The 15,802-nt window shown below is 71.0% G+C and carries 15 protein-coding genes; 6 read left to right on the top strand and 9 right to left on the bottom strand.

Going from position 1 to position 15,802, the window contains the following annotated elements; translation table 11 throughout:
* Window positions 1-116 precede the first annotated feature (116 nt).
* From Val02_RS39765 to Val02_RS39785, 5 genes are all read right to left on the bottom strand, one after another.
* Window positions 117-1,088 carry an NAD(P)/FAD-dependent oxidoreductase gene (locus Val02_RS39765; protein ID WP_203904509.1) on the bottom strand — a complete coding sequence of 324 codons (972 nt, stop codon included), beginning with the start codon at window positions 1,086-1,088 and terminating at the stop codon, window positions 117-119.
* 48 nt (window positions 1,089-1,136) lie between these two features.
* The gene (locus Val02_RS39770; RefSeq protein ID WP_239153688.1) at window positions 1,137-1,769 is read right to left on the bottom strand and encodes a rhomboid family intramembrane serine protease; all 633 of its coding nucleotides are present in this window, start codon (window positions 1,767-1,769) and stop codon (window positions 1,137-1,139) included.
* A 54-nt stretch (window positions 1,770-1,823) separates the two neighbouring features.
* Entirely contained in the window at window positions 1,824-2,489 is a 666-nt protein-coding gene (locus Val02_RS39775; RefSeq protein ID WP_203904510.1) for an aggregation-promoting factor C-terminal-like domain-containing protein, read from the bottom strand.
* A gap of 238 nt (window positions 2,490-2,727) precedes the next feature.
* Window positions 2,728-4,155 carry an RNA 5'-3' helicase PhoH2 gene (phoH2, locus tag Val02_RS39780; RefSeq protein ID WP_203904511.1) on the bottom strand — a complete coding sequence of 476 codons (1,428 nt, stop codon included), beginning with the start codon at window positions 4,153-4,155 and terminating at the stop codon, window positions 2,728-2,730.
* Between the two features lie 256 nt (window positions 4,156-4,411).
* Window positions 4,412-6,244: a phosphoenolpyruvate carboxykinase (GTP) gene (locus Val02_RS39785; protein WP_203904512.1), complete on the bottom strand. Its 1,833-nt coding sequence runs from the start codon at window positions 6,242-6,244 to the stop codon at window positions 4,412-4,414.
* Between the two features lie 322 nt (window positions 6,245-6,566).
* On the opposite strand from Val02_RS39785, the gene Val02_RS39790 reads away from it, so the two are divergent.
* Window positions 6,567-7,127, top strand: coding sequence for a GtrA family protein (locus tag Val02_RS39790; RefSeq protein WP_239153689.1), 561 nt, complete (start codon window positions 6,567-6,569; stop codon window positions 7,125-7,127).
* Window positions 7,128-7,200: 73 nt separating this feature from the next.
* Entirely contained in the window at window positions 7,201-7,782 is a 582-nt protein-coding gene (locus Val02_RS39795; protein ID WP_203904513.1) for a GtrA family protein, read from the top strand.
* On the opposite strand, the gene Val02_RS39800 is transcribed toward Val02_RS39795, so the two are convergent.
* Both Val02_RS39800 and Val02_RS39805 read right to left on the bottom strand, forming a co-directional pair.
* Window positions 7,779-8,339, bottom strand: a complete 561-nt coding sequence (locus tag Val02_RS39800) for a PH domain-containing protein (protein ID WP_239153690.1) — start codon at window positions 8,337-8,339, stop codon at window positions 7,779-7,781. The genes Val02_RS39795 and Val02_RS39800 overlap by 4 nt on opposite strands.
* Before the next feature lie 10 nt (window positions 8,340-8,349).
* Entirely contained in the window at window positions 8,350-9,150 is an 801-nt protein-coding gene (locus Val02_RS39805; protein WP_203904515.1) for a biotin--[acetyl-CoA-carboxylase] ligase, read from the bottom strand.
* Window positions 9,151-9,184: 34 nt separating this feature from the next.
* Between Val02_RS39805 and Val02_RS39810 the strand changes: the two genes are divergently transcribed.
* Window positions 9,185-10,768 (top strand): acyl-CoA carboxylase subunit beta, encoded by a 1,584-nt coding sequence (locus Val02_RS39810; protein ID WP_239153699.1) that lies wholly within the window; start codon window positions 9,185-9,187, stop codon window positions 10,766-10,768.
* A 14-nt stretch (window positions 10,769-10,782) separates the two neighbouring features.
* Here Val02_RS39810 and Val02_RS39815 read toward each other — a convergent pair whose 3' ends face one another.
* Window positions 10,783-12,927 carry a hypothetical protein gene (locus Val02_RS39815; RefSeq protein ID WP_203904517.1) on the bottom strand — a complete coding sequence of 715 codons (2,145 nt, stop codon included), beginning with the start codon at window positions 12,925-12,927 and terminating at the stop codon, window positions 10,783-10,785.
* An 88-nt stretch (window positions 12,928-13,015) separates the two neighbouring features.
* Here Val02_RS39815 and Val02_RS39820 point away from each other — a divergent pair, with 88 nt between their 5' ends.
* The 3 genes from Val02_RS39820 (at window position 13,016) to Val02_RS39830 (ending at window position 14,550) form a co-directional block, all read left to right on the top strand.
* Window positions 13,016-13,219: an acyl-CoA carboxylase subunit epsilon gene (locus tag Val02_RS39820; RefSeq protein ID WP_239153691.1), complete on the top strand. Its 204-nt coding sequence runs from the start codon at window positions 13,016-13,018 to the stop codon at window positions 13,217-13,219.
* A 70-nt stretch (window positions 13,220-13,289) separates the two neighbouring features.
* Window positions 13,290-13,889, top strand: coding sequence for a nucleoside triphosphate pyrophosphatase (locus Val02_RS39825; RefSeq protein ID WP_239153692.1), 600 nt, complete (start codon window positions 13,290-13,292; stop codon window positions 13,887-13,889).
* Window positions 13,890-13,893: 4 nt separating this feature from the next.
* Window positions 13,894-14,550 carry an O-methyltransferase gene (locus Val02_RS39830; RefSeq protein WP_203904520.1) on the top strand — a complete coding sequence of 219 codons (657 nt, stop codon included), beginning with the start codon at window positions 13,894-13,896 and terminating at the stop codon, window positions 14,548-14,550.
* On the opposite strand, the gene Val02_RS39835 is transcribed toward Val02_RS39830, so the two are convergent.
* A complete protein-coding gene (locus Val02_RS39835; protein ID WP_239153693.1) occupies window positions 14,503-15,702 on the bottom strand; it encodes an MFS transporter in 1,200 nt (399 codons plus the stop codon). The genes Val02_RS39830 and Val02_RS39835 overlap by 48 nt on opposite strands.
* Window positions 15,703-15,802: the final 100 nt, after the last annotated feature.

Raw genomic sequence — 15,802 nt, forward strand, 5'->3', positions numbered from 1 at the left:
CCCCGGGGGCGCGACCGTTGCCTCCCGGGCCGCACCTCTGGCCCCTGCGGGGCTACGTTGTCACGTCCGCGTCCGGTCGCGGCGCCTCCGGCGGCCGGATCCCCGGTCCGCGCCCCTCAGCCGTCGTCGGAGGAGTGGCCGGGGAAGAGGTGGGCCGCGGGGTCGATGGCCACCGCGGCGTTGTTGACCGCAGTGGCGGCCTCGCCGAAGCCGACCGCGATCAGGCGCACCTTGCCGGGGTACTCGCTGATGTCGCCGGCCGCGAAGACCCTTGGAAGGTTCGTCGCCGTGGTGGAGTCCACGACGATGTGGCGCTTGTCGAGGACCAGCCCCCAGGTGGCGAGCGGGCCGAGGTTGGCGGTGAAGCCGAGCGCCGCCACGACGGTGTCGGCGGGCAGCGTGCGCCGTTCCTGCCCGGCCGGGGTGACGGCGACGCCGGTGACCCGCCCGTCACCGAGCAGGCGTTCGACCTGGGCGTTCACGATGAGCTCGATCGGCAGCGCCTGCACCTTGGCCACGGTGGCGGCGTGCGCCCGGAACCGGTCCCGCCGGTGCACCAGCGTCACCGACTTCGCCAGCGGGTACAGCGACAGCGCCCAGTCGAACGCCGAGTCGCCCCCGCCCACGATCACCACGTCGTGCCCGGCCAGCGCCTCCAGCCGGGGCACGAAGTAGCACACGCCGCTCCCGCCGAACGCCTCCGCGGCCGGCAGCGGCCGGGAACTGAAGCTCCCGAGCCCACCGGTGATGATCACCGACCCGCACCGCAGCGACGAACCGTCGTCGAGCCCCAGCACCGGCAGCCCGTCGTCGGTGTACACCAGCGTCTCGGCGCGCACACCCAGCCGGTAGGTCGGGTCGAACTGCGCCGCCTGCTCGACCAGCTGCGCCACCAGGTCCCGCCCGCGCACCGCCGGGAACCCGGCCACGTCATAGATCATCTTTTCCGGGTACATCGCCGTGACCTGGCCGCCCGGCTCGGGCAGCGCGTCGATGACCACGGTGGACAGTCCCCGGAACCCGGCGTAGTACGCGGCGAAGAGCCCGGTCGGACCCGCTCCCACCACCGCGACGTCCACGGCATGCATAGCGCGAACGGTAGGGTGACGCCCCTCACAGGGCAAGGGCGCTAAGGCTTACTTCAGGTCGTCATCGTCGTCATCGGCCTCGTCGGTCAGCGGATCGCCCTTGCGCCGCCGGAACGCGATCGCCGCGACGATCCCGCCGATGAACCCGAACAGGTGCCCCTGCCACGAGATCCGCTCGTCGGTCGGCAGAACGCCGATCAGCTGCCACCCGTAGAGCAGGCCGATCAGCAGGCCCACGGCGATGTTCCACCAGCTGTGCTCGACCACGCCGCGGGTGAGCAGCACGCCGAGGTAGCCGAAGATGAGGCCGCTCGCCCCGACGACCACGGTGCCGGTCTCGCCGGTGAACCACACGCCGACCCCGCTGATCACCGCGATGAGGACCGTCGACAGCCAGAACCGGCGCGGCCCCGCCGCCAGCACGAACGTCCCCATCAGGATCAACGGCGCGCTGTTGGCCAGCACGTGGGCGAAGTTGGCGTGCAGCAGCGGCGCGAAGACGATGCCGTCAAGGCCGGCGATCTCGTGCGGCAGGATGCCGCCCTGGACGTCGAGCCGACCGCCCATCAGCCTGCTGTCCACCAGTTCGATCAGAAAGAGAACCGGCACCACGGCGCACATGGCGACGAAGGCGCGGCCGACCGCGGCGTAGAACGCGTCTGTCCCGAAACGCTGACTCACGTACGAGTAGGTAGCAGGGGTGAGGCACCCCTGCAACGCGAGACGGTAGTGAAATCAGTAATTGTTGTGGGACTGGAAGTAAGCCCACGCCCCGCAGGGGGTCTTGTACCGGCCGCGGATGTAGTCCAGGCCCCAGCGGATCTGCGTCGCCGCGTTGGTCCGCCAGTCGCTGCCGTACTTGGCGAGCTTGCTGGCCGGGAGGGCCTGCGGGATGCCGTACGCGCCGGAGCTCTTGTTCTCGGCGGTGGTGCGCCAGCCGCTCTCCTTGTCCCAGAGCTTCTCCAGGCAGGGCATCTGGTCGAGCCCGAAGCCGAACTCCGACAGCAGCGCGCAACCGATCTGCTTGTTGCCGCTGTAGCCGTTGCAGTCGGCGGGAACGTTGACCGGCTTGCCCGGCGAGCCGCTCGGCTTCGGCGAGGCGGACTTGCTGGGGCTCGCCGAGGGCACCTTCTTCGCCTGTTCGGCGGCGGCGACGGCGGCCTCGTCGGCCTTGCGCTGGGCGTCGCTGCGGGCGGCCCGCTCGGCCTCCGCGTGCTGGGCGGCCATCTCGGCGAGCTGCTTGCGCTGCTCGGCGTCGGCGGCGTCGGTGTTGTTCGAGGCCGCGGCCGGGCGGTCGTCCGAGTCGTTCAGCGCCACTGCCGCGCCGCCGGCCACCGCTCCCACGAGGAGCAGGACCGCGAGCACGCGGAATGGGCCGACCCGGTTCCAGAGCCGGATCACTCGATGGTTCCCTCCGTCGGTGACAAGGGCCGGATGTCCCGCACAACTACGGCGAGTCACAACCGGTGCACCCGACGAGAGGCATCCCTGGCGCTCCCGGACGGGCGACGAACCGGGCAGCACACTCAGCACCGCTCCGGTCCGTCGAACACCCTGTCCCACGCTCGGGCAACCTGGCGACCCGAGCGCGGGACATTGTGAAGCAAGTCACATCACCATAATAGGTGATAGCAGACAATCAGGGAGAGAACGGCTGATCTTCCAGGAGGTCCGTGACTACCTCCGCGATGGCGGAGCGTTCCGAACGGGTCAGGGTCACGTGGGCGAACAACGGGTGCCCCTTCAACACCTCGATCACCGCCGCGATGCCGTCGTGACGGCCCACGCGCAAGTTGTCACGCTGAGCGACATCGTGCGTCAGCACCACCCGCGAGCCGGTGCCGATGCGGGACAGCACGGTGAGCAGGACACCGCGTTCGAGCGACTGCGCTTCGTCGACGATCACGAACGAGTCGTGCAGGCTGCGCCCGCGGATGTGGGTCAGCGGCAGGACCTCCAGCATCCCGCGCGCCACGACCTCCTCCATGACGTTGTCGTGCACCACCGCGCTGAGCGTGTCGAAGACGGCCTGACCCCAGGGGTTCATCTTCTCGGACTCGCTGCCCGGCAAGAATCCCAGCTCCTGCCCGCCGACGGCGTACAGCGGCCGGAAGACGACGACCTTCTTGTGCTTACGGCGTTCCATCACCAGATCGAGACCGGCGCACAGCGCCAGGGCCGACTTGCCCGTACCGGCGCGGCCGCCCAGGGAGACGATGCCCACCGAGTCGTCCAGCAGCAGGTCCAGCGCGATCCGCTGCTCCGCCGAACGCCCCCGCAGCCCGAACGCCTCCCGGTCCCCGCGGACCAGCCGCACCGTCTTGTCCGGGCCCACCCGTCCCAGCGCCGATCCGTTGCTCGACTGGAGCACCAGGCCGGTGTGGCAGGGCAGCCCCTGCGCACCCTCGAGATCCAGCTCCTCGCCCGCGTAAAGCTGCTTCACCTGGTCCTCGCCGGCCGGCAGCTCGACGATGCCGGTCCAGGTCGGGTCGCCGACCGGCCCCTGCCGGTACTCGTCGGCCCGCAGGCCCACGGACGCGGCCTTCACCCGCAGCGGCATGTCCTTCGTGACCAGCGTGACGTCGTTGCCCTCCGCCGCCAGCCCCAGAGCCACCGTGAGGATCCGGGTGTCGTTGGCCTCGTTGCGGAAACCGGGCGGCAGCACCTGCGGATCGGCGTGGTTGAGCTCGACGCGCAGCGTCCCACCGTTTTCGGTGATCGGCACGGGTAGGTCGAGGCGACCGTGTTGCACCCGCAGGTCGTCGAGGAACCGCAGCGAACGGCGGGCGAACCAGCCGAGCTCGGGGTGATGGCGCTTGGCCTCCATCTCCGAGATGACGACCAGCGGGAGCACGACCTCGTGCTCGTCGAAGCGGTTGAACGCCGCCGGATCGGAGAGCAGGACTGAGGTATCAAGAACGAAGACCCGGCGCTTTGGGGCGGCCTCCTCGGCCGTCGCCCGGGTGCGCGCCCGGGTCGTCCTCTTGCGGGGGGCGGGAGCCGGAGCGTCAGCGGCGCCGGCGGCCTGCGGGGCGGCGCCCCGCGAGCTGGTACGACGTACGGTCACGGAGCAACTCCAACGGGCGGACACCCCCACCCGTCCTCGCCGCGTCCGACCACCCGGCACGGGGTCGGGTGCGGACCCCGGGATGGAACGCCGGGACTGCCGGGCGGTGCGGGAAAACCCCGTTCCGCACTAGAACGCTAACGGGTGCGGGCACGTTCGGCCAGACACCGCGCGCGGCGATCCCGGTGCAGGTGGGGAGCGTTAACCCGGAGGAAACGCAAGGGGATCCGCCGGTTCAACGGACCCCCTTACACCGTCACTCCACGCCGAGGCGTGCCTTCAGCGCGTCCAGCTCCGCCCACAGCACTCCGGGCAGCCTGTCCCCGAACCTGTTGAACCACTCGGTGACCTGCGGAATCTCCGCACGCCACTCGTCGGCGTCGACCCGCAGCGCCGCCTCCAGATCGGCCTCGGTGAGATCCAGCCCGTCGGTGTCGAGGGACGCCGCCGTCGGGATCTTGCCCACCGGCGAGTCGACCGCGTCGGCGGTGCCCTCGATCCGTTCGACGACCCACTTCAGCACGCGCGAGTTCTCGCCGAACCCGGGCCACAGGAACCGGCCGTCGGCACCCCGGCGGAACCAGTTGACGTAGAAGACCCGGGGCAGCTTGCTCGCATCGCCGTCGACGCCCTTGCCCATGGAGATCCAGTGCGCGAAGTAGTCGCCGGCGTTGTAGCCGATGAACGGCAGCATCGCCATCGGGTCGCGGCGCACGACGCCCACCTTGCCGGCCGCGGCGGCGGTGGTCTCCGAGGAGAGCGTCGCCCCCATGTAGACCCCGTGCACCCAGTCCCGCGCCTCGGCGATCAGCGGGATGGTGGTGCGCCGCCGCCCGCCGAAGAGGATCGCGTCGATCGGCACGCCCTTCGGGTCCTCGTACTCCGGCGCCAGGATCGGGCACTGGTTGATCGGCGTGCAGAAGCGGGAGTTCGGGTGGGACGAGGGCTCGTCCGAGTCGGGCGTCCAGTCGCGGCCCTTCCAGTCGGTGAGGTGCGCGGGCGGCTCGCCCATGCCCTCCCACCAGATGTCGCCGTCGTCGGTGAGTGCCACGTTGGTGTAGACGGAATTGCCCTTGGCCAGCGTGCGCATGGCGTTGGGGTTGGTCCGCCAGTCGGTGCCGGGCGCGACGCCGAAGAGGCCGTACTCCGGGTTGACCGCGTAGAGCCGGCCGTCCTCGCCGAAGCGCATCCACGCGATGTCGTCCCCGAGCGTCTCCACCTTCCAGCCCGGGATCGTCGGCTCCAGCATCGCCAGGTTGGTCTTGCCGCAGGCCGACGGGAACGCCGCCGCGACGTAGTACACCTTCCGCTGCGGCGAGGTGAGCTTGAGGATCAGCATGTGCTCGGCCAGCCAGCCCTCGTCGCGGCCCATGGCGCTGGCGATGCGCAGCGAGAAGCACTTCTTGCCGAGCAGGGAGTTGCCGCCGTAGCCGGAGCCGAAGCTCCAGATCTCGCGGGTCTCCGGGAAGTGCGAGATGTACTTGGTCTCGTTGCACGGCCAGGCGACGTCCGCCTCACCCGGTTCCAGCGGGGCGCCCACGGAGTGCAGGCACGGAACGAAGTCGGCGTCGTCGCCCATGCGTTCGAGGACGGCGCTGCCCATCCGGGTCATGATGCGCATGCTCGCCACGACGTACGGGCTGTCGGTGAGTTCCACACCGAACATCGGCTGCTCCGCCGTGAGCGGCCCCATGCAGAACGGGATCACGTACAGCGTGCGCCCGCGCATGCACCCGCGGTACAGCTCGGTCATGACGCGTTTCATCTCGTCCGGCGCCATCCAATTGTTGGTGGGACCGGCGTCGGATTCGTCGACCGAGCAGATGAACGTGCGCTCCTCGACGCGCGCCACATCCGTCGGGTCCGTTCTCGCCCAGAAAGAGTTGGGCCGCTTTTCCGCATTCAGCCGGGTCAATACTCCGGCATCCACCAATTGGTCGGTGAGACTTTTCCACTCGTCGTCTGAGCCGTCGCACCAGACCACGCGGTCGGGTGTCGTCAGCGCTGCTACGTCGCGCACCCAGGCCAGCAGCCCGGCGTGCGAGGTGGGGGCCTGGTCGAGCCCCTTGACAGTTGTCGGAGCGGACATCGGGCATCTCCTTGCGGTCGAACCGACCTTGGGGGCACCGTTTCCCGCCCGGGTTTGCACGGGTACGACAACCCGGGCCGCGTGGCGATATCTACGCGACCGAACGGGAAACGGGGATTGGCCTGAGCGTAAACCCGCGTACCCGCTGGGAGCGTTTCCAACCTTGTGAAGATATGCACAAATACCGAGACTTTTGCGCGCGGAGGCGCATTGTCGAGCAATTCTGCGGCCTTCCGCGCACCTTCGCGCAAGACCTCGCGTGACGGCCGGTCGGCGACGCGCCGCGCCGCGCGACGGCGGTCCGCCGCGTACCCTCGACCGGGTGTCCACGCAGCAGCGACCCGGAGAGCAGACAGTGAGCCCTGTCGACCCTGACGAGCCCCACACCGTCGACATCGCTTCGGCGACCGCCGAGGTCAGCGCGGCCGATCACGCGCCCGACGTCGAGACCCCCCGTGGCCTCGGCCGCTTCCGGCACCTCGTGCACGAACTGGGCAAGTTCGGCACCGTGGGCGGCATCAGCTTCATCGTCGACACGGCGATCTTCCTGACCCTGCAGAAGGCGGACTTCGAGCCGCTGACCGCCGCCACCATTTCCATGGTGATCGCCGCGTCGGTGGCGTTCGTGGGCAACCGGTTCTGGACGTGGCGCGATCGCGAGCGCACCGGGCTACGGCGCGAATACAGTCTGTATTTCATCTTCAATCTGATCGGCCTGCTGATCACGCTCGCCTGTCTGGGCATCACGACCTACGGACTGGGCGCGATCTGGCCGGTTTTCAGCAGCGACGGCGCGGAATTCGTCGCCAAGCAGATCGTCGGAACGGGCCTGGGCACGCTGTTCCGCTTCTGGGCATACCGCAATATCGTGTTCAAGAAGTAACCCAGAGCCGATGTCACCCGACCGCAACATCGAGCGTCGTGCGTCCGGTTGACCCGTCACGTACAGTTGCCCGGTGCGCCTAGCCTCCATTACGCCGCAACGGCTCCGGTCCCTAGCGCCAGAAGCGTCGGCGTTCGCGCTGATCGGCCTCGCCAATACGCTCGCCTACTTCGTCATCGTCAACCTGACGGTCGGCATCGGCGCGGTGAAGGCACAGGTGATCGCCACGCTCATCACCACGGCGACGTCGTACCTCGCCAACCGGCACTGGACCTACCGGTCCCGGCCGAAGAGCAAGAAGCGCCGTGAGTACAGCCTCTTCTTCGCGTTCAACATGGCGGGGCTGGTGATCCAGTCGGGCGTCGTGGCCGTCGGCGAGTACGGCTTCGGGCTGACGCTCACCGAAAACCGGCTGTGGTTCAACTTCTTCACCTGCATCGGCGTCGGCCTGGCCACGCTGTTCCGGTTCTGGGCCTACCGCACGCTGGTCTTCCGGAAGCACCCCAGCGACCACGCCGCCCCGACGGGTGCCGCCGAGGGTCTGGCGGAGGTGCTGGAAGAGGAGTCCGAGGTCGGCCATCTCACCGGCAGGCTCGACGACGATCTCAGCCGGCTCGAGCGGCCGGCGCGCGCCGACAGCCGCGCCGACAGCTAGGAGACGTTCCCCTCGCGCAGGTCGCGGACCCGCTTCGGCGCGATCTCCTGCTCGTCCTCGGCCGCCATCGCGGCATACCGGGCCCGGTCGGCCTCTACCAGCTCGTAGAGGACCGTCTGGGCCCGTTCCACGCCCGGCAGGTCGATCAGGGCGAGCTGGCCCCGCTCACCGGCCGACTCGATCGTGAGCGTGCCGCAGCCGAGCATCCGGTCCAGCAGGTTGTGCGAGAACGACACGTCGTTGATCCGCCCCAGCGGGATGTCCCGCCCCTGGCGGGCGAAGACGCCCTCCCGGAAGAGCACCCGCTCGTCGGTGAACACGTAGTGCACGCTGCGCCACCGCAGCCACGGCCAGTAGGTGAGCCACAGCGACAGCACCAGCGCGATGACGGCCACCACGAGCGTCGCGACGCCCCACCAGAGCACCGCCGTGGCGATCACCGCCAGAACGGCCACCACCAGGAAGAACATCGGTCCGATCAGGGACTTCCAGTGCGGGTGCCGGTGGAGCACCACGCTCTCGTCGGTGGTCAGGACGCTGTCCGGAAAGGCCGCCACGGGCGTCAGGCTAACGCAAGTGCACGACATCACCGGCCGCATAAGCCACACCCGCCACCACGAGGCGGCCGTCGTCGTCGATGTTCTGCGCCGGGCCCTCCGCGACCGCCCCGCCGGGCAGCTCCACCCGGACGTCGCGACCGATCGTCGCGCAGTGGAAGAGATAGGCCTCCCGCAGCCCGCTCTCCTCGACGTCGCCCTTCGCGTCGTGCCACCGCCGGTACCAGCCCGCGAGGGAACGCAGCACCGCGCGCAGCACCGGCCCCCGGTCCGCGACGGCCGCGCCGGCGAGCGCGAGCGACGTGGCCGTCGGGACGGGCAGTTCCTCCGCGCGCAGCGACACGTTGAGGCCGATGCCGACGACGATCGCACCGTCGTGCGCCTCGACGAGGATGCCGCCGAGCTTGCGTTCGGCGACGAGCACGTCGTTGGGCCACTTGAGCACGGCGTCGATCAGCCCCACCCGCCGGACGGCCTCCGTGACCGCCACGCCGGTCAGCAGCGGCAGCCACCCGTAGCGGGCCGGAGGAACGGCGGTCGGCCGCAGCAGCGCGCTGACGGCGATGCCCGCGCGCGGCGGCGAGGTCCACTGCCGCCCCAGGCGTCCCTTGCCGGCCTCCTGGCTCTCGGCGCTGATCACCAGCCCCTCGGGTGCGCCATCGCGGGCCGCGGCCGCGACGTCGGCGTTCGTGGAGGCGGTGCGGGGCACCACCCGGACGTCCGTCCAGAGCCCGTCGGGCACCACCAGCGCCCTGCGCAGGGCCTCCGCCCGTAACGGAGGGCGATCAAGATCATGGTATGGGTTAACCATCCGGCTATTCTGACGACACTGAACGACGGTTAATATCCGGCGGGTGACCTCCCCGGACCGACACACCACCGCCGGTAAGCTCGCGGACCTCTCCCAACGCCTCGATGACGCCCTGCACGCCGGCTCCGCGCGTGCCGTCGAGAAACAGCATTCCCGCGGCAAGAAGACCGCGCGGGAGCGGATCGCCCTCCTCCTCGACGAGGGCTCCTTCGTCGAACTGGACGAGCTGGCCCGGCACCGTTCGACAAACTTCGGCATGGACGCCAACCGGCCCTACGGCGACGGTGTGGTGACCGGCTACGGCACCGTGGACGGCCGGCAGGTCTGCGTGTTCGCGCAGGACTTCACCGTGTTCGGGGGGAGCCTCGGTGAGGTGTTCGGCGAGAAGATCGTCAAGCTCATGGACCTGGCCATGAAGACCGGCTGCCCGGTGATCGGGCTCAACGACTCCGGCGGGGCCCGCATCCAGGAGGGCGTCACCTCGCTCGGCCTCTACGGCGAGATCTTCTTCCGGAACGTGCGCGCCAGCGGCGTCATCCCGCAGATCTCGATCGTCATGGGCCCCTGCGCCGGCGGTGCCGTGTACTCGCCGGCGATCACCGACTTCACGGTGATGGTGGACCAGACGTCGCACATGTTCATCACCGGTCCCGACGTCATCAAGACGGTGACCGGGGAGGACGTGGCGTTCGAGGACCTCGGCGGCGGTCGCACCCACAACACCCGCAGCGGCAACGCGCACTACCTCGCCACCGACGAGGAGGACGCGATCGGCTACGTCAAGGAGCTGCTGTCCTACCTGCCGAGCAACAACCTGGACGACCCGCCGGTGTACGACGCGAAGTCGAGCCTGGAGATCACCGAGGACGACCGGACGCTCGACACCCTGATCCCCGACTCGGCCAACCAGCCCTACGACATGCACACGGTCGTCGAGGCGGTGCTGGACGAGGGCGAGTTCCTCGAGGTCATGCCGCTCTACGCGCAGAACATCCTGTGCGGGTTCGGCCGGGTCGACGGGTTCCCGGTGGGCGTGGTCGCCAACCAGCCGATGCACTTCGCGGGCTGCCTCGACATCGCGGCCTCGGAGAAGGCGGCCCGCTTCGTGCGCACCTGCGACGCGTTCAACCTGCCGATCCTGACGTTCGTGGACGTGCCGGGGTTCCTGCCCGGGACCGGCCAGGAGTGGGACGGGATCATCCGGCGCGGCGCCAAGCTGATCTACGCGTACGCCGAGGCGACGGTGCCGAAGGTGACCGTGATCACGCGCAAGGCGTACGGCGGCGCGTACGACGTCATGGGTTCCAAGCACCTCGGCGCCGACCTGAACTTCGCCTGGCCGACCGCGCAGATCGCCGTGATGGGTGCGCAGGGCGCGGTCAACATCCTGTACCGCCAGGAACTGAAGGACGCGAAGGACCCGGTCGCCGAGCGCGCGCGCCTGATCCAGGAGTACGAGGAGACGCTGGCCAACCCGTACGTGGCTGCCGAACGCGGCTACGTCGACGGCGTGATCCGGCCGAGCGCGACCCGGGTCGAGGTGCTGCGCGGCCTGCGCATGCTGCGCACGAAGCGGGAGACGCTGCCGCCGAAGAAGCACGGCAACATCCCGCTGTGAGCCGCTGAGCGCGGCTACTCGATGCCCATCCGGCGGCGGGCCACCATCACCAGCAGGATCGCGGCCCCGATGCCGACCAGCCCGGAGCCGATCAGCGCGAACGGCAGCACGGTGAACGAGTTGAGCGCGCCCGCCGCCGTCTTCTGCCCGCCCTCGTCCTCGCCCTCGTAGACGAGCGTGACGGTGAGCGTGTACTCGGTGCCGGGCTGGTCCAGCGCGACCGTCGCCGGGAGCGGCAGCGGCGCGTTGCCGGGTGCCGGTTCGACCAGGAGGGCGGCCGCTTTGGGCCGGTCCGCGCCCTCCGGCAGGCTCACCGTGCACGGCGTCTTGTCGGCGAAGGAGAGCGGCGTGGGCAGTTCGGACGGGCCGCTCTCGTCGCCGGCCAGCACCGCCCGGCCGGCGGAGCCGTCGCCGCACGAGACGTCGACGACGGCGTCGGTGTTCTGGCCGGGGCCCTCGGCGCGCAGCGCCACCCTGACCCGGATGGCCGGCTGCTGCTGGTAGGTGGCGGTGCACTCGACGGCCGCCGTGGACGCGTTGACGTCCACCCGCAGGCTGAGCGAGTCCGCACCGGCGGCGTTGCCCGGCTGGCAGCCGAGGCCGGCCAGGCGCCAGGAGGCGTCGGCGGTGGAGACCGGCGGCACCGGCACCACGATGTAGGCCCCGAACGGCACCGACTGCGGCAGGTCGCCGGTGGCCGCCGTCGAGGTGCCCGGGTTGCCGGTGGTGGCACTGGCGCCCCAGCCGGGCTCACCGGAGTTCGACGGGACAAGAGCGAAACCGGCGGTGGCGACGCCGCCCTGCGTGACCACCTTGAGCGAGACGGTGGCCTGCCGGCGGATCACGCGCAGCACGCAGTCGGTCGCGACCCCGGCCCCGACGAGCGCCTGGAGCGTGCCGGACTGCACGGTCACCGGCGCGCCGTTGCACGTGGCGCTGGCGAGGGTCCACTCCTTGGCGTCGGCGACCGGCGGCTGGACGCTGACCGTGTACGCGCCGGGCGCCAGGCGGCTCAGGTCGGCGCCGGCGGCCGTCACGGCCGAACCGTCACCGCGCGGCTCCGCGACGAGCGCGCTGGAGGTGCCGGTGCCGTTGACCGTGACGCCGAACTTGCCGGCCCCGCCCTCGGAGTAGAGCCGCACGGTCAGGCCGGCCGCCGCGGCGGGCGGCTCGACGGCGTAGGCGCACGAGGCGGTCTCATTGGCCACGAGCGTCACCTGGGCGTGCCCGGTGGCCGGATCGGCCGCGACGTGCGAACCGGCGCAGGTCACGTCCGCGACCCGCCACCCGGCCGGCAGAACGGGCTGCACCTGGTGCTGCTCACCGGCGAGCCGCGCGAACGACGTCTCCGACGCGTCGGCCGTGAGGGAGAAGCCGCCGGCCTGGCTGATGCTGCCCTGGAAGCCGATCCGCTGCGGGTAGCCCACCGGCCGCGTGGTGCGCAGCTTGACCGCGAACGTGCCGGTGGCCGTGCTGCCGCGCACGTAGTAGGCGTAGCAGAAGACGTGCCGGACCCCGGCGGGGAAGGTGACCCACTGGACGTTGCCGGCGGTGCGCCCGTCGACCCCGCAGCGCAGCACCCCGAACGAGTGGCCGCCGGGCACCAGCGCACCGGTCGCGCCGCCCTGGAGCCAGAGCTGCCGGCGCGCGGTGAGGCGCAGCTGCTCGTCGGTGAGGATCGTGGTGACGGCGCCGGCGAGGGTGGCGCCGGTGGTCTTGCCGCTGCCGTCGAGCCGGGCCGTGCCGTCGGCGGCCGTGAGCGGCTCGCGCGGCGCGGTGACGGTGGAGAGCGGCCCGGTCTTCTCCCGCCCCGCGCCGAACGTGAACTTGGCGCCGGGCAGCGGCGTGCAGGCGTTGTCGCGCGCCTCGATGTCGGGGTCGACGGCCTGCCCCGGCGTGTAGGCCGTCTCGCGGCCGGGCTTGCCCGGGCTCTCGCCGTCGTCGTCGCGCACCTGGTTGGCCATGACCTCGCCGTAGGCGGCGCAGGAGCGCGCCACGAGGGTCACCCGGTAGGTCGTGGAACTGGAGCGCGCGAACGGGCCGCTCTCCGGATCGGCCGGGGCCGGGGTCGGCGCGGCCGACGCGGGGTGGACCGGGATGCCGAGCACCGCCAGGGCGCACACCAGCGCGGCAACCGATCGTAAGATCCGCGTTCGCACAAGATCACCCCCGGTGGTCCGATTTCGAGTATGGCCCCCCTTTCGGCCTATGCTTGGCATCGATCCCATCTCGAAAGGGGCACGCCGCGTGCACGAGCTGCGGTTCCACCGGGGTTCGCCGACGAGCGAGGAGCTGGCTGCCGTCGTGGCCGTGCTGACGGGGCTCGGCCGCGATGCGGGTTCTCCGTCGGATACGGCACCGGTGTCGCAGTGGCGGGTCAACGCGCGGCCCTCCGCCGGTCCGGGCAGGCCGGTCACGGGTGGCTGGCGAGCGAGCCGGCTGCCCCGCTGATTTTACTCACAAAACGGTCATTGGGTGCGCGGGTTCGTCCGCGACGCGACGTGCGTTAGCGTTCCTCGCCGTGACCTCATCGCACCGCGTGATCCTCGCCTCGGCCAGCCCGGCCCGCTACAAGCTGCTGCACGACGCCGGCATCACCGCCGAGAAGATCGTCAGCGGGGTGGACGAGAGCGTCGTGCAGCACACCGACCCGGCTCGCACGGCGGGCATGCTGGCCGCCCTCAAGGCGCAGGCCGTCGCCGCACAGGTCACCGGCCCCGCCCTGGTGATCGGCTGCGACTCGGTGCTCGCGTTCGACGGGGAGATCCTGGGCAAGCCGGCCGACGCGGCCGAGGCCACCCGACGCTGGCAGAAGATGCGCGGCAGGTCGGGTGTGCTGCACACCGGGCACAGCGTCATCGACACCGCGACCGGGCGGCACGCTCTGCAAGGAGCCCGGACGATCGTGCACTTCGCGCAGGTCAGCGACGCGGAGATCGACGCGTACGTGGCGACCGGCGAGCCGTTGCACGTGGCGGGCGCGTTCACGATCGACGGCCGGGGCGGCGCGTTCGTCGAACGCATCGAGGGCGATCACGGCACGGTCATCGGCCTCTCGCTGCCGTTGTTGCGCAAGCTGCTCACATCACTGGGGCACGACCTCACCACGCTTTGGAGTTGATCACATGTCCAACCGCACCCTCGGCCTCGACGAAGAGCTGCACGCCTACGTGGTGGCCCACGGCAGCCGGCCCGACCCGGTCGCCAGCGACCTGATCGACGAGACGCACGCCGTCCTGCCCGACGAGGCGGAGATGCAGATCGCGCCGGAGCAGGCCGCCCTGATCACGATGCTGACGAAGCTGGTGGACGCTCGGCTGGCCGTCGAGGTGGGCACGTTCACCGGGTTCTCGTCGCTGGCGATCGCGCGCGGGCTGGCGGCCGACGGGCGGCTCATCTGCTTCGACGTCTCCGACGAGTACACGTCGATCGCCCGCCGGTACTGGGCCCGCGCCGGCGTCGCCGACCGGGTGGAGCTGCGGATCGGGCCGGCGGCCGAGGGTCTCGCGGCGCTGCCGGCCACCAGGGAGATCGACCTGGCGTTCATCGACGCGGACAAGCGCAGCTACCCGACGTACTGGGCCGAACTGGTCCCGCGCATGCGCGTCGGCGGCCTGATCCTGGTCGACAACGTGCTGCGCGAGGGGCGCGTGATCGATCCGCAGGACGACAGCGACCGCGTGATCATCGAGTTCAACCGGGCGGTCGTCGCCGACCCGCGGGTGGAGGCCGTCCTAGTGCCGATCGCCGACGGCGTCACGGTCGCGCGCGTCGTGGCCTGACGTCCGCCGCTGCGCGGACCACAGGCGCGACACCACGATCGCCGAGCCGGCCAGCATCACGAAGACCAGGAGGAACGCGGGATGCGGGCCGGTCCGGTCGGCCACCCACCCGAGCACGAACGGCGCCAGCCCGAACGACAGCCCGACCGCATAGGCGGTGCGCCCCGCCGCCTTGTCCGGCTGGCCGTCGGAGTGCCGCACGGCGAGCCCCATCGCCAACGGGTAGTGCACGCTGTTGCCGAGCCCGCAGACCACGAGGGCGGTGATCGCCAGCCACGGCACGGTCGCCGCCCAGAACACGGCGAGCCCGGCCGTGCTGAGCGCCAACGCGCAGAGCAGGACCCCCGGCGCGGAGTGGCGCAGCAGCAGCCGCACGCCGACGAGCCGCCCGACGAACATGCCCGCGACGACGCCGGAGACGGCGGCCGTGGCGGTGCCGGGGGCCGTTCCGGCGTGGTCGCGCAGCACGTCCGCGGCCCACAGGCTGAACGACACCTCCACCGAGCCGGTGAAGAAGAGGCTGGCCCAGGCGAGCCGGTAGAGCCTCGGGAGCGGGCGTTCCGGCACCGGCGCCGCGTGCGGGTCGGCCGGCCGGGACAGCCGCAGGCGCGCCGTCACCAGGGCCAGCGCGGCGGCGAGCAGCGCCGCCACGGCGAGCCCCGGCCGCCAGCCGAACCCCAGGGTGATCGCCCCGCCGACGATCAACGGGCTGATCGTGCCGACGCCGGCCGCGGCGGCGTTCGCCTCGCTGATCGCCGCGGGTCCGGCCGCCCCGTGCCGCTCGGCGAGGGCGGCGGTGGCCGTGTTGATGAGGAACGTGCCGGCCGTCCCGGCGATCAACACCGAGCCGATGGTGGCGGCGGGCGCGTGCGACACCCACAGCCCGGCGACGCCGAGCGCGAGCCCGATCTGGCCCATGAGCAGGACGGCGCCGCGGCCGTGGCGGCGCACCAGGCCGGAGAAGACGATGCCGCCGAGCATGCCGCCGACGGCGAGCGCGGTGCCGTGCAGGCTGGCGACCGCCCGGCTGGTGGCTTGCTCGTCGCGCAGGAGGGGTACCACGGGTCCGAAGCCGTAGAGGAAGTACCCGTAGATCGACAGCTGGCCGTACATGACCCAGGTGAGCTTGTCCCTGGTAAGGGCGAGACGCACGAGCCGACGTTACCTCTGAATCGATCCAGAAGGAACGGGCCGACGTCGGAAATCGCCGGTGGCTAAACTGCCGTTCAGTCGGGGGGACACGTCGGGAGGG

The sequence above is a fragment of the Virgisporangium aliadipatigenens genome, assembly GCF_016863615.1.
Taxonomy (GTDB): domain Bacteria; phylum Actinomycetota; class Actinomycetes; order Mycobacteriales; family Micromonosporaceae; genus Virgisporangium; species Virgisporangium aliadipatigenens.